Below are 23,753 nucleotides of genomic sequence, written 5' to 3' on the forward strand. Positions count from 1 at the left end.
TTGCTCTTTATTGGGTGGTGAATAAAAAAGAATTGACTACTATACTATAGGTCTAAAAAAATGCAAAAGAATTAGACCTTTTGATGAGCTTTTAAGAATAGTTCTACAGAATAATTAATATAATCAAATATTTCAGCATCATTATCTGACACGTCTAGACCCATCAAAATACGCCACTCTACATCACGTAGAATCCCAAAATACATCGTGGCTGAAAAGTGGGGTTGTGAACAAAAAATCTCATTGTCTGAATGTGCTTGTTCGAGCGCAAAAGCGATCGTATTTTGAATGTTGGAGGCGCATTTGTTATAAAAATAATTCGCTAATTGTGCATCTTTTTGAGATTGCTCAGTAAACATACGCATAAATGCGATATTTTCAGGTTGAATAATATGTTGGTAAAAGCGTTGGAGTGTCTTAGATAAGTAGTTTTTTAAGCTAATCTTTTCTGAGGCATAAGGTAAGCAGACCCCATTAAAGAAAACTTCTCTTCGGTAATCACAAATTGCGCTAAAAAGCCCTTCTTTGTTTCCAAAATATTTATAGATGGATGTCTTGGATCCACCTGCATGATTGACAATATCATCCAAAGAAACAGCATCATAACCTTTCTCAAGAAACATGTCGGTTGCACAAAGGAGTAAGGCAAGGCGACGTTCTTGACCTCGACGGGTTTGAGGTCGTTCACAATTTGGGTAACAAATATCAGTCATCGTATTCGATACTCATATGTTGGGTAATCCTCATTATAGCAAAAACCATATGTATTGTATGGTGATCTTATGAGGTATATGTCACGCCCGCTACAAAGCAAAAAAAGCGAGCACCTAAATGACTCGCTTTTTTTGCTAAATATATTGAATCGCTAGACTATGCGAGTTTCCTCTTCTTCATCTTCCTCGGTGGAATCCATCCCTAGCTCTTTAAGCTTACGGGTGAGTGTGTTGCGACCCCAACCTAATAGCTCAGCGGCGTGACGTTTACGACCACGGGTTTGTTGCAATGCAGCAGTGATCAATGTGCGTTCAAACATCGGTGTGGCGATATCGAGAATCTTCATTTCACCATTTTTGAGTTTTTGAATTGCCCATTGAGACAATAACTCATCCCAGTGATGAACTGCCATTCGGTCAACTAAGGCTGGGCTGGTAGTAGAAGTTGTTGAAGTCGCGTCACTTGAGATTTTCTGCACAGAAACTTGTTTAAGTTCTGCAGGGAGATCTTCTGGATAGACTTCACGACCTGTGATCATGACGGTAAGCCAGCGGCAGGTATTTTCTAACTGACGGACATTTCCCGGCCAAGGTAGTTGTTGCATATAGTCAGTTGTCTCAGTACGTAAGATTTTTGGGCTTACGCCTAACTCTTTACCTGCACGAGCTAAGAAGTGTTGCGCCAGCATAGGAATATCTTCGCTACGATGTGCAAGTTTTGGAATATGAATACGAATGACATTTAGGCGATGATATAAGTCTTCGCGGAAGCGTCCATCATTCACCAACTTTTCCAGATCTTGATGGGTTGCAGCAACAATACGGACATCAACTTTCACAGGTACATGTCCGCCAACGCGATAAAATTCGCCATCTGCTAAGACGCGAAGTAAACGAGTTTGCGTTTCAAAAGGCATATCACCAATTTCATCTAGGAATAATGTACCGCCATTGGCTTGTTCAAAACGTCCTTGGTGTTGGGTGTTCGCACCCGTAAATGCACCTTTTTCATGTCCAAACAACTCAGTTTCAATTAAGTCTTTTGGAATTGCAGCCATGTTGAGTGCAATAAAAGGTTTAGCGCGTCGTGGTGAGTGTTTGTGCAAGGCATGCGCAACCAGTTCTTTACCAGTCCCTGATTCACCATTAATCAACACTGTAATATGTGATTGTGATAAACGTCCAATCGCACGGAAGACTTCCTGCATGGCAGGTGATTCACCAATGATTTCAGTGGATTGAATAGGCGCTGCTGCTGCGGTTTTGGTCGCTTCTTGCTGTTGTAGTTTATTGATATGCAAAATAGCACGATTGACCAGTGCTAATGCTTCATCAATATCAAAAGGTTTTGGTAAGTATTCGAAAGCACCTGTTTGATAGCTAGATACTGCTGACTCCAGATCAGAGTGAGCAGTCATAATGATCACAGGTAGGTCAGGATGGGTGTTTTTAACTTTAGATAAAAAAGTTAAACCATCAATACCGGGCATGCGAATATCCGTCAGAATGACATCAGGTGCATCTTCATGTAGGCGATCTAGTGCGGTTTGTGCCTCTTCAAAATTGGTAACGTCAAAACCTTCTTCTTTGAAAGTTTTTTCGAGTACCCAGCGCATGGCACGATCGTCATCTATTACCCAAATTTTATTTCGTGACACGGTCCGACTCCCAAGGTAAATATAAGCTAAAAACGGTTTTTCCAGAAACGGATTGACACTCGATCATTCCGTTATGTTGATGCATGATGTTTTGTGCAATGCTGAGGCCTAGACCTGTACCTTTCGCTCGTCCAGTGACCAGCGGATAAAATACAGACTCTAAAATACTTTCAGGTACACCGGGTCCATTGTCTTCAATGTCAACACGAACGGTTGAGCGATGAAGAGAACCATTAATGGTCACTAGGCGTTGTATACGGGTTCGTAAAATAAGTTCAGGTTCAGAATCCACAAAGAAATCTTTATTTTCGGTCATGGCTTGAACGGCATTTACGCTAATGTTGAGCATGACTTGAATGAGTTGATCACGGTCTGCCATAACATCGGGCAATGAAAGATCGTAGTCGCGTGTAATTTTAATCTTCTTCTTGGTTTGATTCGTGATTAATGATCTAACGCGCTCTAAAGGCTCGTGCACATTCACAAGTTCATAACTTGGCAATTGGCGTGAACCGAGCATGGTGTCTGCTAAATTGGTGAGCCGATCCACTTCACTAATAATAATGTCGGTAAACTCTCCATAACGATCATCATTTAAGCTACGTGCGAGTAGTTGAGTTGCACCGCGAATGCCTGCTAAAGGATTTTTGATTTCATGGGCGACACCACGAACCAATTGGCGAGCGACTTGATGTTGTTGAACTAAGTTTTCTTCTTTGGAAATCTTTAGCATGCGATCAATAGGGTTGAGTTCGATGAGTAATAATGGAGTATGGTTTTTCCCAGTACTAAGTTGTGAAACCGTATAATCAACGTGAATTGATTTAAAACTTACATTGATCACTGCTTCACGACGTGTGTAATGTTGTCCGCTTTTTAATGTTTTTAATAAAGCTTCATGTGTATTGAATGAATCATCATGAGCGTGCAATAAATTCAAGACGGGTTGTCTTGAGGCACGGAGTAGACTGATATCAAACAATGCTTCACAAGCAGAATTCAAATAAAAAATATTAAGGTTACTATCGACCAATAAAATGGCAGTTGTCAGATTATCTACTAAGAGTCGATAGTCGATAGTGTTGTGTTGATCCATTTGTGAATCGTCCTGTTTTAAAATGGCGCAATAAATATCAATTTGAATGAATAGCCATTAACTTCTAAAGTGTAGTTTATGCAAAATGCACGCCAACTTTGTATTGGCTAAATTTCAATAGCTTATTTATGAAGTGATCTATTTATACGGTATTTTTCACATACACCGCTTTAATTTAATATATTAGCATGTTCCAAAATAGTGCATTAATGGATTTTATTTAAAAGATTGGTTGTATTTTGGTGCATTACACAAAGAGATGTTTTTGCAGCTATGCGTAAGCCAAGAAAAGTCATACAATACGCCGATTCAAGTGGAGCGCAGATTCATGAAGACCCCCAAAGTCGGTTTTGTATCTTTAGGTTGTCCTAAGGCATTGGTAGATTCTGAACGAATTTTAACTCAGTTAAAGACTGAAGGTTATCAAGTTGCATCAGATTATGACGGTGCAGATTTGGTTGTTGTTAATACCTGTGGTTTTATTGAATCTGCAGTACAAGAGTCTTTAGACGCGATTGGCGAAGCCATGAGCGAAAACGGTCGAGTTATCGTAACAGGTTGTTTAGGCAAAGACGAAGATAAAATACGCCAAATGCACCCAAATGTTCTTAAAGTAACAGGTGCGGCAGCATATCAAGATGTGATGGAAGCAGTACATGAATATGTACCTGCACCACCAAAGCACAACCCATTTGTCGATTTAGTTCCAGAGCAAGGTGTTCGTTTAACACCAAAACATTATGCTTATCTAAAAATATCAGAAGGTTGCAACCATCGTTGTACGTTCTGCATTATTCCAAGCATGCGTGGTGATCTCGTTTCTCGTCCTGTTGGTTCGGTGTTGGAAGAAGCGGCTGCATTGAAACGTGCAGGGGTAAAAGAAGTCTTGGTGATTTCTCAAGATACGTCTGCTTATGGATTGGATACTAAATATAAGTTGGACTTTTGGAATGGTCAGCCAGTAAAAACCAAATTCTATGATATGTGTGAAGCACTGGGTCAACTTGGTATTTGGGTGCGCTTACATTATGTATATCCATATCCACATGTTGATGCAGTAATTGACCTGATGGGTCAAGGCAAGATTTTGCCATATTTAGATATCCCTTTTCAGCATGCCAGTCCACGTATCTTAAAATTAATGAAGCGACCAGCACATAGTGAAAATACGTTAGAGCGCCTTAAATTGTGGCGAGAAAAATGCCCTGATTTGGTGATTCGTTCAACATTCGTGGTTGGTTTTCCCGGTGAAACAGAAGAAGACTTCCAAATTTTATTGAATTGGTTGAAAGAAGCTCAACTTGATCGTGTTGGTTGTTTTACCTATTCACCTGTAGAAGGTGCAACAGCCAATGATCTTCCAGATCATGTTCCTGAAGAAATTAAACAACAACGTTATGAACGTTTTATGGAAGTCCAACAGCAAATTTCAGCGGAAAAGTTGCAAAAACGAATTGGTCAAACCATGACTGTACTTGTTGATAACTTAGAAGACGAATTTCCTGTTGCTGTTGCACGTTCATACGCAGATGCACCAGAAATCGATGGGAATGTTTTTGTTGAAGATATTGATAAAAGCCTGATTAAAGCAGGGGATTTGCTTGAAGTCGAAATTACCGATGCAGATGAATATGATTTATTTGCAAAGTTGATTCAGATTAAATCTGCTTGATTTTGGATTAAATTTAAGAATTTTTAAGATTGTTCGGTTTGGAGTATAAAAGTATGTCAACTTCTAAGAATCCACGTTATGCACGTATCTTGCTCAAGCTTTCTGGTGAAGCGCTCGCAGGAAATAAAGATATGGGTATTGATGCCCAAGTCCTCGATCAAATGTCATTGTCGATTGCGCACTTAGTTGGTTTAGGCGTGCAGGTGGGTATCGTGGTTGGTGGTGGTAACTTATATCGCGGTAGCCAATTACAAAAAGATGGTTTGGTCGGTCGCGTAACGGGTGACCAAATGGGAATGTTGGCAACAGTAATGAACGGTTTGGCAATGCGAGATGCATTGGTTCGCCGCAATATTAAAACTCGCTTAATGTCTGCGTTACAGATTGGTACAGTGGTTGAGTCATATTCTAGCCGTGATGCAATTCGTTATCTAAGCCAAGGCGAAGTATGTGTATTTGTTGCAGGTACAGGCAACCCATTTTTTACAACGGATACGGCAGCTTGTTTGCGTGGTATTGAGATCGAATCGAACTTAATCCTGAAAGCAACAAAGGTGGATGGGGTTTATAATAAAGATCCAAGTAAATATGATGATGCGGTTAAATATGATCACTTAACTTTCGATCAAGTACTTGATGAGAAATTGGGTGTTATGGATTTGACAGCGATCTGTTTGTGTCGTGACCACAATGTTCCACTCCAAGTATTCGATATGAATAAATCTGGGGCATTACTTTCGGTCGTAATGGGTGAAAAAGAAGGTACTCACGTCACCAACTAATATACGTGAAGCATAAAGCTCTTTATACTACGCATAATTTTTTTGTAATACCTATTGAATAAGTAAGGAAGATCATATGATTAACGATCTCAAAAAAGATAGCGAACAGCGCATGCAGAAAACCCTCGAATCTTTAGAGCAAGGGTTTGCAAAGGTTCGTACTGGACGTGCTCATCCATCTATTTTAAATGGTGTAATGGTTTCTTACTATGGTTCTGACGTGCCACTTAACCAAGTTGCGAACGTAGGTGTAGAAGATTCGCGTACGCTAGTCGTTCAGCCATTTGAACGTACAATGGTTTCTGCAATTGATAAAGCGATTCGTGAAAGTGACTTGGGATTGAATCCAATCACTGCTGATTCTATTCGTGTTCCGTTACCAGCTTTGACTGAGGAAACACGCCGTGATATGCAAAAAGTAGCACGTACAGAAGCTGAGAATGCAAAAATCGCGATTCGTAATATTCGTCGTGACGTTTTGGGTGACATCAAATCATTATTGAAAGAAAAAGAAATTTCTGAAGATGATGATCGTCGTGCAGGTGATGATATTCAAAAAATTACAGACAAATATGTTGCAGAGGTTGATAAACGTCTTGCGGCAAAAGAAGCAGAATTGATGAAGGTCTAATTCTATGACCTTGCAAGAAGAACCGCTTCTTCCTCAACATGTTGCCATCATTATGGATGGCAACAATCGTTTTGCCAAAAAAAAGCAAATGCAGAAAGGTGATGGGCATCGTGAAGGCAAAAATGTCTTAGATCCTATCGTCGAACATTGTAAAAAAATGGGTGTTCGAGCGTTAACCGTTTTTGCATTCTCCAGCGAGAATTGGAATCGTCCCCAATACGAAGTTGATTTGCTCATGCAATTGCTTGAAGAAACTATTCATGAGCAGCTTCCGCGTATGGAAAAATTCAACATTGCATTGCGTTTCATTGGGGATCGTTCTCGGCTGTCAAATGAATTGCGTGATTTAATGCAATTTGCAGAGCAGAAAACCGCTAAATTTGATTCCATGACACTTTCTATCGCCGTGAGTTATGGCGGAATGTGGGATATGGCTCAAGCTGCAAGATCAATTGCTGAAGATGCACTTGCTGGAAAACTTCAAACAGATCAGATAAATGTTGATTTATTTGATAAATATGTCAGTCTAAATGATCTACCTGCTGTTGATTTGTTAATTCGTACTGGTGGGGATTATCGTCTATCTAACTTTTTACTTTGGCAAGCAGCATACGCAGAATTGTATTTTACTGAAACCTTATGGCCAGAATTTACAATTAAAGAATTAGATTATGCATTTCGCGTTTTTTCAGGACGTGAAAGACGTTTTGGTAAGACATCTGAACAGATTCAACAAGCGAAAATAGAGAATTAATAATGTTAGAGCGGATTATTACCGCATTGGTGTTAGTTGCTGTTGTTTTAAGTTGCATGTTTGCAACGCAATCACATTATCCAATGTTTATGCTTATGATTCTAGCTGCGGGGGTGGCTGGCTATGAGTGGTTTAAGCTTATGCCGCGTACTACAACCACTGTGCCAAAACCAAAGGCGTGGTTGTATGGTGGTTGTGTAGCACTTGTATCTACACTGGCATTGTTCTACGGTGATGTAGCACTCTTGCTTTGGGCTGCGTCTATTCTCACTTGGTTGGGAAGTATTTATTGGGTTAAAAAATTTCCAGAATCAGACAATTGGTATAATTCTTCCTTATATATCATAGGCTTTATTTTAATTTCAGCCGCTGTTACCGCTTTGTATGCTGTTTGGTTTAGCTCGCCGTGGTGGCTGATGTATTTGTTCTTGCTAGTTTGGGGGGCGGATAGCGGTGCTTACTTTGTTGGGCGTAAATTTGGTCAAAAGAAACTTGCACCTTTTGTAAGTCCAAACAAATCTCTTGAAGGATTGTATGGCGGTATTGCAACGACTGTGATTATTATGCTGGTTGTGCAATATTTTTACTTAGATTTAACTACTGTACAGCTGGTCTTATTCTTAATATTATCCATTATTACTGTGTTTGCTTCTGTATTGGGTGATTTGTTTGAATCGATGATTAAACGCCGAGCGGGGATTAAGGATTCTGGCCGTGTACTTCCTGGACATGGTGGTGTACTCGATCGAATTGACTCTTTATTGGCCGCTGCACCTATTTTTGCAACAGGGTTGTATATCTTAAAACTTATTGGTGTAGATCTATAAATGACACAAGCTGTTTGTATATTGGGTGCGACAGGTTCAATTGGACAGAGTACTTTAAAAGTATTAGAGCAGCACTCAGAGCAATACACTGTATTTGCGGTTTCTGCTTATAGTCGTTTGGATGAACTTTTAGAGATTTGTAGAAAATTTCATCCTAAAATTGTTGTTGTACCGAATGAAAAAGTCAGTGAACTGCAACAGCGTTTAAACCAAGAAAATTTAAATCAAATTGAAATTCTTTCGGATGAAACTGGCTTAATTGAGATTGCTGAACACCCTGACGTTGATATTGTCATGGCCGCGATCGTCGGTGCAGCTGGTTTATTGCCGACGCTTGCCGCAGTTAAAGCAGGTAAACGTGTTTTACTTGCGAATAAAGAAGCATTAGTGATGTCAGGTGACATCATGATGCAGGCTGCACGTGAACATAATGCATTACTATTACCTGTAGATTCTGAACATAATGCGATTTTTCAATCATTACCGCATGATTACTTAAGCACTGAACGAACAGGACAGCCACAGCTAGGCGTTTCTGGTATTTTGTTGACTGCTTCTGGCGGACCTTTCCTGAATCACTCTTTAGAACAATTAAATGCGGTAACACCACAGCAGGCGTGTAAGCATCCAAACTGGTCGATGGGTCAAAAAATCTCGGTTGATTCAGCGACTTTGATGAATAAAGGTCTAGAACTGATAGAAGCGTGTCATTTGTTTTCAATATCTGAACATTTTGTTACAGTCGTCGTTCATCCACAAAGTATTATTCATTCAATGGTTCAGTATGTGGATGGTTCGACTTTGGCGCAAATGGGTAACCCTGATATGTGTACGCCGATTGCACATGCATTGGCTTGGCCTAAGCGCCTAAAAACACATGTTCCAGCTTTGGACCTGTTTGCGACAGCTCAATTGGACTTTCAAGCACCTGATGAGGTTAGGTTTCCTGCTTTGAATCTAGCGCGTCAGGCGATGAGAGCAGGTGGTTTAGCACCAACCATCTTGAATGCAGCAAATGAAATCGCAGTGGCCGCATTTTTACAACAGCGCATTCGATTTACACAAATCGCTCAAGTTGTCGAACAGACCCTAGAAGCTGTACAAAATGCTAAAGCAGAAAACATAGACATCATTTTGCATACTGATATGATCGCTAGACAGATCGCAGAGAAGTATATTGTGGATATAGGAGGCTAAATCGTATGAATGCACTTTTTATGATTGTTGCAGCGATTTTATTGTTAGGGCCTCTGATCGCAATTCATGAGTTCGGTCACTATTGGGTTGCACGTAAGCTTGGTGTAAAAGTTTTAGTTTATTCTATTGGTTTTGGTCCGACTTTACTGAAATGGCAATCTAAAAAATCAGGTATTCAATATCAGCTTTCTGCATTGCCGTTAGGTGGCTATGTCAAGATGTTAGATGAGCGTGAAGGAAATGTCGCAGAAAAAGACCTTCCTTATACATTCAATCGACAGCCTCCTTGGAAACGTATTGCAATTGTCGCAGCGGGTCCTTTAATCAATCTCATTTTTGCAGTTTTTTTATTTTGGATTTTGTTCCTACCTGCACAAGAGCAGTTGAATACGCGTATTGGTAAAATCATGCCAAATACACCTGCTGCTCAGGTCGATCTACAAGTCGGTGATAAAGTCTTGGCTGTGGATGGTCAAACGACACCGACATGGGAAAAATTAAACTTCGCTTTAATTAATCGAGTAGGTGAGTCTGGTCAAGTGTCGATACTTGTTGACCGTGATGGTTCTGAGAAACAATTTAATTTATCGATTCAAGACTTTCTTAAAGATCAAAGCCAATCTCCTTTAGATGCATTGGGTTTTTTACCTTATCGTCCAATGATCCCGGCAGTCGTGAAAGAATTGACTGCTGATGGCACTGCGATTCGCCAAGGGATGAAAGAAGGTGATGAGATTGTGGCGATTAATGATGTTGCCATGAAAGACTGGTTTGATGTGGTGAGTGTGGTTCAAAAATCACCTGAAAAGCTATTAAATATTGATGTGATGCGTCAAGGTGAGCTGGTACATTTACAGATGATACCCCGTGGTCAACGTGACAATATGGGCAATGTGACTGGTGTACTGGGAGTGAAGAGTGATGCAGGTCAAGTCACGATTCCGAATGACTATAAGCAAACCATTCAGTATTCACCTTTGCAGGCTTTTGGTGTCGCGGTTGATAAAACCGTACAGCTTTCAAGTATGATTTTTAACTCGATCGTCAAAATGGTACGCGGACTAATCGGGCTAGATAATTTGTCAGGACCAATCACCATTGCTAAAGTTGCAGGTCAAAGTGCTGAAATGGGATGGCAGACATTTATTTCCTTTATGGCACTCATGAGTGTAAGTTTAGGGATTTTGAATTTATTGCCGATTCCGATGCTTGATGGTGGACATTTGGTTTATTACTTTATCGAACTTATTCGTGGTAAACCTGTTTCCGAACAAATACAGATATTGGGTCTAAAAGTTGGTATGGTACTGCTCGGTAGCATGATGCTTTTGGCTTTATTTAACGACTTCATGCGTTTATAAAAAACGCAAATGGAATTTAACTTACTGGAAAATATATGGGCATGCGTCACACACATTTATTAATGCCTTTGGCACTGGTCAGTGCGATGGCAGTGGTACAACAAGCATACGCAGCAGATGAGTTTCTTGCACGAGATATACGAATTGATGGGCTAGTGCGTTTAACACCTGCAAGTATTTATTCGATGTTGCCAATAAATGCGGGTGATCGTGTCAATGATCCAATGATTGCTGAGGCTATTCGTAGTTTATATGCATCAGGTTTATTCGATGACATCAAAGCTTATAAAGAAAGTGATGTCTTGGTCTTTAAAGTCGTAGAGCGTCCAGTAATTTCCAAGTTGGAATTTAAAGGAAATAAACTGATTCCAAAAGAAGCTTTGGAACAAGGCTTGAAAAAAATGGGAATCGCTGAGGGCGAAGTGTTCAAGAAGTCTGCATTACAGATCATTGAAACTGAACTTGAACAACAGTATACCCAGCAAGGGCGTTATGATGCTGATGTGACAGTAGAAACAGTTGCACGACCAAATAACCGTGTTGAGTTGTTATTGAACTTCAACGAAGGAACAGCAGCTAAAGTATTCGATATTAATATCATTGGTAATACTGTATTTAGCGATAGTGATATCAAGCAAGCTTTCGCAGTAAAAGAAAGTGGCTGGGCTTCTATTGTTACTCGTAATGACCGCTATGCACGTGAGAAAATGGCAGCAAGCTTAGAAGCTTTACGTGCGTTGTATCTCAACAAAGGTTATATCAATTTTAATATTATTAATTCGCAATTGAATATCAGTGAAGATAAAAAGAATATCTTTATCGAAGTTTCTGTTGATGAAGGTAATCAATTTAAGTTTGGCGAAACCAAGTTCTTGGGTGACGCACTTTATAAGCCTGAAGAACTAAAGGCACTAAAACTATATAAAGATGGCGAAACCTATTCACAAGAAAGAGTGAATGCCGTTAAGCAACTATTACTGAGAAAGTATGGTAATGCTGGTTATTATTACGCTGAGGTAAATGTCGTACCTGAGATTAATAACCAAACTGGATTGGTAAATCTGAATTACTATATCAATCCAGGTCAACAAGTTACGGTACGTCGTGTGAACTTCACAGGTAATAATAAGACCGCGGATGAGGTTTTACGTCGTGAAATGCGCCAAATGGAAGGTGCATTGGCAAGTAACGAAAAAATTGATTTATCCAAAATTCGTTTAGAGCGTACAGGTTTCTTTAAAACTGTTGATGTTAAGCCTGTACGTGTTCCAAATACACCTGACCAAGTTGATTTAAATGTCACTGTTGAGGAGCAACATTCAGGAACCACAACTTTGGCAGTTGGTTACTCTCAAAATGGTGGTGTGACTTTCCAAGCAGGTTTAAGTCAAACTAACTTTATGGGTACGGGAAACCGTGTTGCAGTCGATCTATCACGCTCTGAAACACAAGATTATTACAACCTAAGTGTGACTGACCCATACTTTACCATTGATGGTGTGAGTCGTGGTTATAACGTTTACTATCGTAAAACCAAGCTAAACGAAGATTATAATGTCAATAACTACGTGACAGATAGTTTAGGTGGAAGTCTAAGCTTTGGTTATCCGATTGATGAAAACCAAAGTTTAAGTGCATCATTGGGTGTCGATAAAACAAAAGTAAGAACAGGTCCTAATGTATCTACCTATATTCGCGACTACTTATTAAACAATGGCGGTAAGGAGACTCATAGATCAGGGGAATATTGTAGAGTTGATCTCATTCCAATTAAAGATCTAGATGGTAATATTACAGGCTATGAACCTTGTCCTGAAGATCAGAAATATACATTTGGTGATCAGTTCGAAGGTGAATTCCTTACATATAATTTAAATCTAGGTTGGTCATATAATACGCTTAACCGACCAGTTTTCCCAACATCAGGTATGTCGCATCGTGTTGGTCTAGAAGTGGGTCTTCCAGGTAGTGATGTTGACTATCAAAAACTAACTTATGATGCGCAAGCATTTAAATCATTACCAAAAGGTTTTGTACTTCGGGGTTATGGTAAGTTAGGTTTTGGTAATGATCTACCATTCTACAAGAATTTCTATGCAGGTGGTTATGGCTCGGTTCGTGGCTATGACAACAGCTCTTTAGGTCCAAAATATCCAAGCGTCATCTTCCAAGAAACTAATCGAAATGACCCAGATCCTGAAGAAGTCGGTGGTAATGCACTGGTTCAGTTTGGTACTGAACTCGCATTGCCTGTGCCATTTAAAGGTGATTGGGCACGTCAAGTCAGACCTGTATTGTTTGCTGAAGGTGCACAAGTCTTTGATACGAAATGCGATGTGCCTAGAGGTAACATTTCAGTAAATGGTAGCAATGTCGATATAAAGCAATACTGTAAAGACAACTACAACTTTGATGCTGGCAATATGCGCTACAGTGTTGGTGCAGGTTTTACATGGATCACCATGATTGGGCCGTTATCACTCAGTTATGCTTTCCCGCTTAATGATAAGAAGGGTGATGACACCAAATCAATCCAATTTGAAATTGGTCGTACTTTCTAAGTACGACCTTGTTTAATTTTTGAAAAATATACAAAGGATGGAATCATGAAAACATTAACCGCTGTCATGTTCGGTTTAGGTTTAACGATATCTGCGATGAGTAATGCAGCAAGTATTGCTGTCGTCGATTTAGCAAAAGTTGTTGAAAGTAGTACCTATTTGAAACAGCAGAACGCCAGTCTAGGTCAATCTGTAAAACCGACATCGACCAAATTGGAACAGTTAGGTAAAGAAATCGAGACTTTGCAACAAAGAGCGCAATCTGCAAATCAAGCTGATTTACAAAAACTTTCTGCACAATATCAAGCGAAAGTAAATGAGTTCAATACGACTCAACAAGGTTTACAGACTAAAGTTCAATCAAGTTTGCAAACAATGAATACGACTTTTGAAAATCGTGTTAAGCAAGCAGCCGAACAACTTCGTAAAGAAAATAATTTAGACTTCATTATGAATAAAAATTCTACGATTGCCTCTGACGCTAAGTATGATTTAACTGATAAAATGATTCAAAAGGTTAATGCAATGAAATAATCAATGAATAGAAGTCGTTATCGTTTAGAAGAACTTGCTCACCTTGTAAAAGGTGAGTTTTTTGGTGAAAAAGACTTTCAAATTTCTAATTTGGCAAGTTTAGAGCTGGCTCAGAATCAGCATATTAGTTTTGTGAATGGTGAAAAATATTTAGCCCAAGCAGAAGCAAGTCATGCAGGTGTTTATATCGTCACGGAAACATTGAAGCAGCAACTTCCACAAAAGAAAAACTTTATTGTTGTTGATAATCCTTATTTAGCATTTGCAGTTCTCACGCATATATTCGAAGTAAAAATCCTCCAGCGTGGTATTGAAAGCACAGCTCAAATTCATCCCTCAGCAATCATTGCCGATGATGTCTATATTGGACATTATGTGATCATTGGCGAAAACTGTGTGGTTGGAGCAAATACAATTATTCAAGCTCATTCATTTATCGATGATGGTGTTGAGATCGGCAAAGATTGTTTTATTGATGCGCATGTCACCATTACTGGACAAGCGACATTAAAAGACCGTGTTCGAATCCATGCAAATACTGCGATTGGGACTGAAGGTTTTGGTTTTGCACCTTATGAAGGGAAATGGCATCGAATTGCTCAACTTGGTTCAGTTAAGATCGGTAATGACGTGCGTATTGGCTCAAATTGTAGTATTGATCGTGGTGCTTTGGATGACACGATTTTGAAAGATGGTGTCATTATTGATAACCTTGTGCAAATCGCTCACAATGTACATATTGGTGAAAATACAGCAATCGCCGCGAAATGTGGAATCGCTGGCAGTACGAAAATTGGCAAAAACTGTATTCTAGGTGGAGCCTGTGGGGTGGTTGGGCATCTTGAAATCACGGATAATGTGACACTTACAGCAATGTCAATGGTCACAAAAAATATTTATGAGGCTGGAACGTATTCTTCTGGTGTTGGACTTTTTGAAAATAGTCATTGGAAAAAGACCATTGTGCGCTTAAGACAATTAGCAGATGTGCCATTGACCCAAATCACGAAAAGACTCGATCATATGCAAGCTCAATTAGAGTCCCTTGAATCAACCCTTAAGTTACGTAAATAATTTATTATGACCGAATCTACATTACCAACATTTACAATGCCTGAATTGCCAATGGATATTCTTACCATTCGCGAATATTTACCTCATCGCTATCCTTTTTTATTAGTTGATCGTGTGACTGAAGTGACTGAAAACAGCATTGTCGGTTATAAGAATGTGTCTATTAATGAAGAGTTTCTTCAAGGACATTTTCCCACTTATCCGATTATGCCTGGTGTATTGATCATTGAAGCGTTAGCACAAGTCTCTGGTATATTAGGTTTTGTATTAACCAATCAAAAGCCAAAAGCAGGTTCATTGTTCTTATTTGCAGGTGCAGAAAAAATAAGATTTAAGAAACAGGTTGTTGCTGGTGACCAGCTTGTCTTAAAATCTGAACTTGTTATGCAAAAACGCGGCATTTACAAGTACAATTGTACTGCAAGCGTTGACGGTATTATCGCTGCAACGGCAGAGATTATTATTTCACACCAAAAAATTGAGCAGGCATGAGTAGTCAAAATTTAATACATCCTACAGCTATTATCGATCCATCTGCAGTAATCGCATCAGATGTGCAGATTGGACCGTATTGTATTGTAGGCCCAAATGTAAGTATTGACACGGGGACAAAATTACACTCACATGTAGTGATTGGTGGTTTTACACGAATTGGTAAAAATAATGATATTTTCCAATTCTCTAGTGTTGGGGAAATTTGCCAAGATTTGAAATATCAAGGTGAAGAAACGTGGTTGGAAATTGGCGACCATAATATTATCCGTGAGCATTGTACCTTGCATAGAGGTACAGTTCAGGATAAAGGTATTACCAAGATTGGTAGTCATAACCTATTTATGGTGAATACTCATATCGCACATGATTGTGTGATTGGGAATCACAATATTTTTGCCAATAATGTCGGCGTCGCAGGACATGTGCATGTTGGTGATCATATTATTGTCGGTGGTAATGCTGGTATTCATCAATTTTGCCGTATTGATTCCTACAGTATGATTGGTGGCGCTGCATTGATTCTCAAAGATGTTCCTGCCTATGTGATGGCATCTGGAAACCCAGCACATGCATATGGTATGAATATTGAAGGTATGCGACGTAAAGGTTGGTCAAGAGATACCATTCAAGGCTTAAGAGCTGCCTATAAACTTATTTATAAGTCAGGTCTTACCTCTGAACAGGCTATCGAACAGATTCGTAATGAAGTACTGGTGAATACACCAGAAGCACAACTATTTATTGACTCTTTAGAAAAATCAACGCGCGGTATTGTGCGTTAATTGACTCAGTGCGGTTAATAGATAAGAAAAAAGACACTGAGGTGTCTTTTTTGCATTTTAGTCATCGCCCTCAACAAATTGTTGTCGATATTGTTTGGGAGATAATTCAAAGGTTCTTTTAAATGCTTGACTAAAGGCATTTTCAGAAGAATATCCGACTTTATTTGCAATTTGTTGAATCGAATAACTGCTTTTTCGTAGATATTGGCTGGCTAAACGCATCCGATGTTGTTGTAAATAAGCTAGCGGTGATTCGCCGATAACTTCATGGAATAAACTGGCAAACTTTGAGCGTGACATACAGCATTGTTCTGCCAATAATTCGACTGTCCAAGCATCTTCGGGATGGTTGTGAATTGCAGCCAAGCTATTACTGAGTTCAGGGTGATTGAGCGCACTGAGCCAACCATGTTGAGTCGATATTTGCTGGATATGATCACGTATACATTTGATCAATAAAATATTCACCAAGTGGTCAATGATAATATCTCGACCTGCCTGAATATTCTGAGTTTCTAAAGCTAGGAAATGTAATCCTATTTGTAGCCATTCAGGTGCAGCCGCATCTCCTTGTTGCAGATGAATCAATAACGGAAGTGATTGAACAAAAGGGCGCGCCATGATGGTATCAATTTGGCAACGGATCGTTAAAATTAGATTTTTATTTGAAGATTCTGTCCCAAACTCTAAGGCATCTTCTTTGTGACCATCGAAGAATTTTGAAATATCAATCGCATCAACGAGCTTGGTAATCGCATTGTCTGCACCAATATGTGCTTTTCCAGAAGGGATAATCACAATTTCACCTGCATGAGCAGTTAAACTGTTCTGAGCATCAATTTGAATATAAACTGAACCTACCAAAACAATATGCACAATCAAAGCGGTTTGATCTTGGCAAAAAAAACTCCATTCTCCTTGAGTTTTCAAGTAGATATACTCAGTATGATTTAAATGAATATCAGCAAAAATTTTACTTAGGGCATCCATATGATTTTTACATGATGTCGTTATCTTTAAATTATAGAGTGCTATGGAGATAACTCAATACATGTTTATGTGCTTATAGGACAAAAACAGGCATAAATATGCCAAAGACTTTAACATAGGTTTTTTGGACGCTTGCAACTGTCTTCTAATACATTTTCCTAGAAAATATAAGTATATAGAAAAGACATGGAAAAGATGATGAATGCGCCAGTAAATGTTGAGCAAGAACTTACGCCAGTAAGCATTCCTAAATCAAAGACAGCGTTGGATCGTAAACGTTACTTATGGGCAATTAGTCCAGCCTTACCTGCAATTGGAATTGGAATTTTAGCTGGTTATCAATTTGCACCTCATCCATTGAAAAAAGTTTTTGCATTGGGCGGACCGATTGTTTTGCATATTGTTATTCCAACAATTGATACAATCATTGGTAAAGATGCAAATAACCCAACTGAAGAAGATATTAAGCTTTTAGAAAAAGACCCATACTATTCGCGTTTAGTTAAAAGCTTCATTCCGATACAGTATGCAGCGAATATTTATGCATGTTACTTAACAAGTCGAAAAGAAACATCATTCATTGATAAAATTTTCCTTGGTATTTCAATGGGTGCGATTAATGGTATTGCGATTAATACCGCGCATGAACTTAGCCATAAACATGATCGCATTGATCATATTCTGTCACATTTAGCACTTGTACCGACAGGTTATAATCATTTCCGTATAGAACATCCTTATGGCCACCATAAACGTGCAGCGACACCAGAAGATCCAGCATCTTCACAAATGGGTGAGACATTTTATGAGTTTTGGCCACGTACAGTCTTCGGTTCTTTTAAGTCAGCAATCGAGATCGAGACCAATCGTTTAAAACGTAAAGGCTTAGAATTCTGGTCTAAAGATAATGAATTACTTCAAGGTTGGGGAATGAGTGCAGCATTCCATGGCTCGATGATTGGTTTATTTGGTAAGGGTGTAATTCCTTATTTAGCAACTCAGGCATTTTATGGCATTACTTTGTTCGAGATCATTAATTATATCGAACACTATGGTTTGAAGCGTCAGAAAAATGCAGATGGGAAGTATCAACGTACGATGCCAGAACACAGCTGGAACAATAATAATATTGTGACCAATCTGTTCCTGTATCAGTTACAGCGTCATTCAGACCATCATGCTTACCCAACTCGTCCATTCCAAGCATTACGTCATTTTGATGAAGCACCAGAGTTACCAAGTGGCTATGCAAGCATGTTACTTCCTGCGTTGATTCCACCACTTTGGTTCAAAATGATGGATAAGCGTGTATTTGATCATTACAAAGGTGATTTAAATAAAGCCAATATCTATCCAAAACGTCGTGCTAAAATTTTGAAAAAATTTGGTGTGGCTGACCAGTCTTTAGAACAAGCATCCATTGAAGTTGCTGTTACAGACTAATTTTTAAGCTTCCAAAAGAAAAAACACTGATCAGCAATGATCGGTGTTTTTTTATTTTCTTGTATTAAAAAAATAAAAAAGGACAGTTTTTAAATCCTCTTGCTGTATATCTATCTATAACGTAAAACTAAAAATCCTGATATTGAGGCTGAAATGACAAAACATTATGATTATATTGTGATCGGTGGCGGTAGTGGTGGTATTGCATCGGTGAATCGAGCAGCGATGTACGGTAAAAAATGCGCCTTGATTGAAAGGAGCGAAATCGGTGGAACTTGTGTCAATGTTGGCTGTGTACCTAAAAAGGTGATGTGGTATGCAGCACAAGTCGCTGAAACTATCCAAAAATACGGAGCTGATTATGGCTTCAATAGCAAGCTAGAGTCTTTTGATTGGCAGATCTTAATCAAGAATAGACAAGACTATATTGAGCGAATTCATCAGTCTTATCAAAATAGCCTAAGTAATAATAAAGTTGATATGATTCATGGTGCTGCAACTTTTATTGATAAAAATACCATTCAAGTCAATGCTGAGCGCTACACTGCGGAACATATTTTAATTGCAACGGGAACGCAGCCTGCCTTACCTAAGCTTGATGGCGTTGAATATGGCATCGATTCAAATGGTTTTTTTGAATTAACAGCTTTGCCTAAAAGAACAGCCGTTGTGGGTTCTGGCTATATCGCAGTTGAGCTTGCTGGTGTACTGAACGCCTTAGGTTCAAAGGTGGAATTGTTTATTCGTAAGGATTTACCTGTACGTCGTTTTGATCGTTTCATCAGTGAAACTTTGCTTGAAGTGATGCAAACAGATGGAATCATCGTACATACGAAGGCGGTGCCTAAGCGGGTCACAAAAAATGAAGATGGCTCGGTCGTGTTACATTTAGAAAATGGTGAGCAGCATACTGTTGATTGCTTAATATGGGCAACAGGACGAGAGCCGAATACATCGAGTATGAATCTTGATCAAGCCAATATTAAGTTAGATGAGAGAGGTTATATCGAGGTTGACAAGTACCAGAATACCTCGCAAGAGGGTATTTATGCGGTTGGAGACATTACCGGTAAAATGGAATTAACACCTGTTGCTGTAGCGGCTGGTCGTCGTTTATCCGAAAGACTGTTTAATAATAAACCTAATGAATATTTGGATTATGACAATATTCCAACCGTTGTGTTTAGTCATCCACCGATTGGCACGGTTGGAATCACCGAAGCTGAAGCAATTGAAAAATACGGAAAACAATCCGTCAAAACTTATAGTTCATCTTTTACATCAATGTTCAGTGCAGTCACGCAACACAGGCAGCCGACTAAAATGAAATTGGTTTGTGTTGGTGAAAACGAGAAGATTGTTGGGATTCATGGGATCGGTTTGGCAATGGATGAAATTTTGCAAGGTTTTGCTGTGGCATTGAAAATGGGTGCGACTAAACAGGACTTTGACAATACCGTGGCAATTCACCCGACCTCTGCTGAAGAGTTTGTGACGATGCGATAGGTAAGACTCAGTTTAATTTACCGTATCATCGTAAATTAAACTGAATTCCCGTGTGGAAATATTTCTCAGGAACTACAAGAAAGAATAATTATTTTTTTAAGATGTGCAACTCTTCGTGTTCCATTGCCATAAATGGTAAAATTTTACTTGATGTTAGCCAAGAGATACCAAACGCGACAAGTCCAAAAAATTCACACCAGTACACTAGTCTAGGATTTAGAATGATGGGATTAGGTAAATATTGAATTAACATATCTAGTATCAGTATCAACATTGATAAGACAATTGTAATTCCTGAGATAAGATATATATAAGATCTTCGTTTTGCCATGATATTTCCATCTCGTAGAAATTTGGTTTTTGCCCTTTGGTAAAAAATTTGACAGAATCTAGCTAAAATGAGAAACATAACAATCGCAGATATAATATGCATAATTCCAAAAACTATTTGATTATATTCATTAATATTTTTGCAAACATTACCCATCACCTCACATTTGCAAGGGAATAATGCAACTCCAAGTGCTGAAACTGCTGCAATTTTACTAATGAGAGCTTCTTTTTGAGGTTCTTGACCGTTGTAAGCGAATAGGAAAGAAGCTATTGCGAATAGACAACCTACGAATATATTACGCACTAATCCATCATGATGATAAGATTCACTAATAGATTGGATTTCTCCATGCGTTAAAAAACTTGTTAAACTCGCCAGAAATAATGCAATTAACCCCACAATCAGTTTAAGGGTGCGAGAATCAATTTCATCTTGTGTATAATCTACTTTCATTTTTTTAGCCTATGTTTTTAATATCTTTCATCTAATTTTTATTTTTATAATATAGAATCTAATTTATATCACTGTCTAATGTGCAATGGACTGTTGGAAATGAAATTAAAGGGTGGCGGCGAATTTTATTCATCAATTAACTTATGCTTATTACTTAGATAATAAATAAAAAAGAAAAGACTCGAAAGCCTTTTCTAATGGAATATTTTTACAGATTTCGATTACTTCAATTCGCTCGATGTTTTACCTAACTCACGACGAGCAATAATGAGTTGCTGAATTTGTTGCGTACCTTCAAAAATATCAAGAATTTTTGAATCACGTGCCCATTTTTCTAACAACTCATCCTCACCATAACCAAGGCTTGCAGCCAGTTCAACACATTTCAGGGTAATTTCGTTACCCACACGTCCAGCTTTTGCTTTAGCAATCGAAGCTTCTTTAGAGTTTGGTTTTTTATTGTCAGCCATCCAAGTTGCTTTTAGCGTTAACAAACGAGCTGCTTCCCATTCGGCTTCCATACGATAAATTTGGGCAGCTAAATTTGAAGTTTGGAGATAGGGCGTTTTATAGTCAGGATCAAGTTGGTCTTTAAATATCTCTTTGATTCGCTCTAATGAAGCTTTAGCGCAACCAATTGCCATTGCAGCGACTAGCGGTCGAGTATTGTCAAAGGTTTCCATTACCCCAGCAAAACCTTTAGCTACATCAATTTCAGGATTGCCTAATAGATTTGCAGCAGGGACACGACAGTCAATGAAACTAATCACTGCGGTATCTGATGCTTTGATACCTAACTTATGCTCTAGACGCTCTACCTTCATTCCTACGGTACCTTTTGGTACTACAAAGGATTTAATCGCAGCACGCCCCAGTTTTTTATCCAATGTTGCCCAAACGACAACCGAGTCAGCACGTTCGCCTGAAGTAACGAAGATTTTCTCACCATTTAGAATATAGTCATCGCCATCTTTGGTCGCTGTGGTACGAATAGCCGCAGAGTCTGAACCACAACCTGGTTCAGTAATTGCCATAGCCGCCCAAGTATTTTTAAAACGTTCAAGTTGTTCATCATTGGCGACCGCAGCGATAGCAGAATTACCTAAGCCTTGACGTGGCATACTGAGTAATAAACCCGTATCGCCATAACACATTTCGATGACACCAAGTGCAGTCGACATGTTGTTGCCGTTTTTATTACCTGTTTCAACTTCACCGCGTTTTTTTCCAACAGCTGCGCCTGCATTAATGCCTTCACCACCTTCATTCATGCCATCAACCAAAGAGGCTAACATATCCAATTCTTTTGGATAGGCATGTTCCGCTTTGTCGTATTTACGAGAAATTGGGCGCAACACATTTAAAGCAACTTCATGTGCTTGATCAACCATCATTTTGAATTTTTTAGGATTTTGTAAATTCATTGTATTATCCTCAGGTCATCAATTAAGCATGTAAGCCAGAATGTAAAATTGCAGTGGCACGTATGTCTCTATACCAACGCTCAACTGGATGTTCTTTAGTGAAACCATGCCCACCGACGATTTGTACACCATCTGTACCTATCTTCATGGTTTTTTCAGCACAAAGTAAACGTGCTAAATATGCTTCACGGTGGAATGGTTGGCCTGCTTCTGCCAAGCTTGCCGCGTTAAGAACCAGCATACGCATAGCATCAATTTCAATCGCCATATCTGCAATCATAAATGCCACACTTTGGCGATGAGAGATTGGCTCACCAAATGCAGTACGTTCATTGGCGTATTTGATACAGTATTCCTTGATCGCTTCACAAGTACCTACAGCCATCGCACACCACATGAGATTGCCGAGATCGACAAATGCAGTGTAGTCAAAATCTGCATCACCTAAACGCAAAGCAGGGGTGTGATTAAATCGTAATGTGGCAGTTTCTGTTGCTTTTAATCCCATAGCTGGATTGGCTTTAATCGAAATGCTTTCATTGCACTGCACGACAAAGACATCTGGCTGACCATTAAATTCAGCACTTACTAAGAACACATCAGCGGTATCACCCAATACGACCAATGTCTTTTCACCGTTAATGAAGAATTGACCATTTGATTCTGTCGCTGTGGTTTTCAATTGGAAAGGATTGAATGCAGGCGTTGCTTCTTGTACCGCAAAACTTGCTGTCACATCGGTATCTTCAGCAAAGCATGGGAGATACATCGACTGGACTTGAGTTGAACCCCAACGGGTAATGGCATTAATGACACTGAATGTACTCAGTAAGCCCGCAGTTAAACTAAAATCGCCTTTTGCTAAGCTTTCTGCAATTAGAATATTGCTGACGATATTTTGTTCTGCCGCAACACCGCCTAAAGCTTCAGGTAGAGCGTAGTAGTTTAAGCCTAAGTCCACAAGATGTTGCCATAGTTCTTCTGGAAACTGCGCATGGTGATCAGCATCATGCGCCAGTGTGTACAATACTTCTTGCGCAAATTGTGACATTGCATCAGCAGTCATCTGCTGTTCTTCAGTCAAACTAAGATCAAATAAATTTTTATTGATTTGATTGGGTAAACGTTGCTTATCAATAGGTTGTGATTTAAAGGCTTTCTGCGTTTTTGTAAGTACTTTAAAACCTGTTTTAGAACCTTGATATAATGATTTTTCTACAAATTTTCGCAATTTGAATTGATCGAGCATATCGCTTCCTGCGAGTTTTGTGATCAAAGATAGCCCAATGCCTTGAGCTTTATTCATCATATTCGACATGTTTTTATCCTAGAGGATGGTTGTGATTTTATGCTGACATGTTCGAGTGAGAAAGACTATGTCTTCTTTGACTTGTTGATTTGATATAGATAAAGGGTAGTTTGCAAGATGTTTAAATAATATCTAATTGTTTTTTAATAAAGAAATG

At 39.0% G+C, this 23,753-nt stretch carries 21 protein-coding genes; 14 read left to right on the forward strand and 7 right to left on the reverse strand.

The features are described 5' to 3' along the window. Positions 1-71: 71 nt before the first annotated feature. The 3 genes from EAH57_RS06180 to glnL all read right to left on the reverse strand — a co-directional run bounded on the left by EAH57_RS06180 (position 72) and on the right by glnL (position 3,467). Entirely contained in the window at positions 72-713 is a 642-nt protein-coding gene (locus EAH57_RS06180; RefSeq protein WP_121929288.1) for a TetR/AcrR family transcriptional regulator, read from the reverse strand. A gap of 152 nt (positions 714-865) precedes the next feature. Beyond that, the gene (gene glnG / locus EAH57_RS06185; protein WP_004670959.1) at positions 866-2,371 is read right to left on the reverse strand and encodes a nitrogen regulation protein NR(I); all 1,506 of its coding nucleotides are present in this window, start codon (positions 2,369-2,371) and stop codon (positions 866-868) included. Continuing rightward, a complete protein-coding gene (gene glnL / locus EAH57_RS06190; RefSeq protein ID WP_005197090.1) occupies positions 2,358-3,467 on the reverse strand; it encodes a nitrogen regulation protein NR(II) in 1,110 nt (369 codons plus the stop codon). Before glnL ends, glnG begins: the two co-directional genes overlap by 14 nt. 328 nt (positions 3,468-3,795) lie before the next feature. Here glnL and rimO point away from each other — a divergent pair, with 328 nt between their 5' ends. The 12 genes from rimO to lpxA all read left to right on the forward strand — a co-directional run bounded on the left by rimO (position 3,796) and on the right by lpxA (position 16,137). Beyond that, on the forward strand, positions 3,796-5,139 hold the full coding sequence (gene rimO, locus EAH57_RS06195; protein ID WP_004670964.1) for a 30S ribosomal protein S12 methylthiotransferase RimO: 1,344 nt from the start codon (positions 3,796-3,798) through the stop codon (positions 5,137-5,139). A gap of 53 nt (positions 5,140-5,192) precedes the next feature. Further along, on the forward strand, positions 5,193-5,921 hold the full coding sequence (gene pyrH / locus EAH57_RS06200; RefSeq protein WP_004670966.1) for a UMP kinase: 729 nt from the start codon (positions 5,193-5,195) through the stop codon (positions 5,919-5,921). Positions 5,922-5,997: 76 nt separating this feature from the next. Then, the gene (gene frr / locus EAH57_RS06205) at positions 5,998-6,552 is read left to right on the forward strand and encodes a ribosome recycling factor (protein ID WP_004670967.1); all 555 of its coding nucleotides are present in this window, start codon (positions 5,998-6,000) and stop codon (positions 6,550-6,552) included. 4 nt (positions 6,553-6,556) lie between these two features. Continuing rightward, positions 6,557-7,306, forward strand: coding sequence for a polyprenyl diphosphate synthase (uppS, locus tag EAH57_RS06210; RefSeq protein ID WP_121929289.1), 750 nt, complete (start codon positions 6,557-6,559; stop codon positions 7,304-7,306). Positions 7,307-7,308: 2 nt separating this feature from the next. Next, entirely contained in the window at positions 7,309-8,133 is an 825-nt protein-coding gene (locus EAH57_RS06215) for a phosphatidate cytidylyltransferase (RefSeq protein ID WP_121929290.1), read from the forward strand. Further along, on the forward strand, positions 8,134-9,330 hold the full coding sequence (gene ispC, locus EAH57_RS06220; RefSeq protein ID WP_121929291.1) for a 1-deoxy-D-xylulose-5-phosphate reductoisomerase: 1,197 nt from the start codon (positions 8,134-8,136) through the stop codon (positions 9,328-9,330). Between the two features lie 5 nt (positions 9,331-9,335). Further along, positions 9,336-10,691: an RIP metalloprotease RseP gene (gene rseP, locus EAH57_RS06225; protein WP_121929292.1), complete on the forward strand. Its 1,356-nt coding sequence runs from the start codon at positions 9,336-9,338 to the stop codon at positions 10,689-10,691. A gap of 35 nt (positions 10,692-10,726) precedes the next feature. Next, entirely contained in the window at positions 10,727-13,252 is a 2,526-nt protein-coding gene (gene bamA, locus EAH57_RS06230) for an outer membrane protein assembly factor BamA (RefSeq protein WP_121929293.1), read from the forward strand. Positions 13,253-13,297: 45 nt separating this feature from the next. Beyond that, positions 13,298-13,786 carry an OmpH family outer membrane protein gene (locus EAH57_RS06235; RefSeq protein WP_121929294.1) on the forward strand — a complete coding sequence of 163 codons (489 nt, stop codon included), beginning with the start codon at positions 13,298-13,300 and terminating at the stop codon, positions 13,784-13,786. A gap of 3 nt (positions 13,787-13,789) precedes the next feature. Then, positions 13,790-14,860, forward strand: a complete 1,071-nt coding sequence (gene lpxD / locus EAH57_RS06240; protein ID WP_121929295.1) for a UDP-3-O-(3-hydroxymyristoyl)glucosamine N-acyltransferase — start codon at positions 13,790-13,792, stop codon at positions 14,858-14,860. Positions 14,861-14,866: 6 nt separating this feature from the next. Continuing rightward, a complete protein-coding gene (gene fabZ, locus EAH57_RS06245) occupies positions 14,867-15,352 on the forward strand; it encodes a 3-hydroxyacyl-ACP dehydratase FabZ (protein ID WP_121929296.1) in 486 nt (161 codons plus the stop codon). Next, positions 15,349-16,137, forward strand: coding sequence for an acyl-ACP--UDP-N-acetylglucosamine O-acyltransferase (gene lpxA / locus EAH57_RS06250; protein ID WP_004670976.1), 789 nt, complete (start codon positions 15,349-15,351; stop codon positions 16,135-16,137). The genes fabZ and lpxA overlap by 4 nt, the downstream gene beginning before the upstream one ends. Positions 16,138-16,194: 57 nt before the next feature. Here the strand turns inward: lpxA and EAH57_RS06255 are convergent, their stop codons facing one another. Continuing rightward, the gene (locus EAH57_RS06255) at positions 16,195-17,127 is read right to left on the reverse strand and encodes an AraC family transcriptional regulator (protein ID WP_121929297.1); all 933 of its coding nucleotides are present in this window, start codon (positions 17,125-17,127) and stop codon (positions 16,195-16,197) included. A gap of 198 nt (positions 17,128-17,325) precedes the next feature. Here EAH57_RS06255 and EAH57_RS06260 point away from each other — a divergent pair, with 198 nt between their 5' ends. Beyond that, positions 17,326-18,570, forward strand: a complete 1,245-nt coding sequence (locus EAH57_RS06260; RefSeq protein ID WP_121929298.1) for an alkane 1-monooxygenase — start codon at positions 17,326-17,328, stop codon at positions 18,568-18,570. 153 nt (positions 18,571-18,723) lie between these two features. Then, complete coding sequence (gorA, locus tag EAH57_RS06265) at positions 18,724-20,076, forward strand: glutathione-disulfide reductase (protein ID WP_121929299.1); 1,353 nt, start codon at positions 18,724-18,726, stop codon at positions 20,074-20,076. 88 nt (positions 20,077-20,164) lie between these two features. Here the strand turns inward: gorA and EAH57_RS06270 are convergent, their stop codons facing one another. The 3 genes from EAH57_RS06270 to EAH57_RS06280 all read right to left on the reverse strand — a co-directional run bounded on the left by EAH57_RS06270 (position 20,165) and on the right by EAH57_RS06280 (position 23,596). Further along, a complete protein-coding gene (locus tag EAH57_RS06270) occupies positions 20,165-20,863 on the reverse strand; it encodes a hypothetical protein (RefSeq protein ID WP_004670983.1) in 699 nt (232 codons plus the stop codon). Positions 20,864-21,084: 221 nt separating this feature from the next. Next, positions 21,085-22,287: an acyl-CoA dehydrogenase family protein gene (locus EAH57_RS06275; RefSeq protein ID WP_121929300.1), complete on the reverse strand. Its 1,203-nt coding sequence runs from the start codon at positions 22,285-22,287 to the stop codon at positions 21,085-21,087. Between the two features lie 22 nt (positions 22,288-22,309). Beyond that, positions 22,310-23,596, reverse strand: coding sequence for an acyl-CoA dehydrogenase family protein (locus tag EAH57_RS06280; RefSeq protein ID WP_171407403.1), 1,287 nt, complete (start codon positions 23,594-23,596; stop codon positions 22,310-22,312). Between the last annotated feature and the right edge of the window lie 157 nt (positions 23,597-23,753).

The sequence above is a fragment of the Acinetobacter sp. 2JN-4 genome, assembly GCF_003687745.1.
GTDB classification, from domain to species: Bacteria; Pseudomonadota; Gammaproteobacteria; order Pseudomonadales; family Moraxellaceae; genus Acinetobacter; species Acinetobacter halotolerans.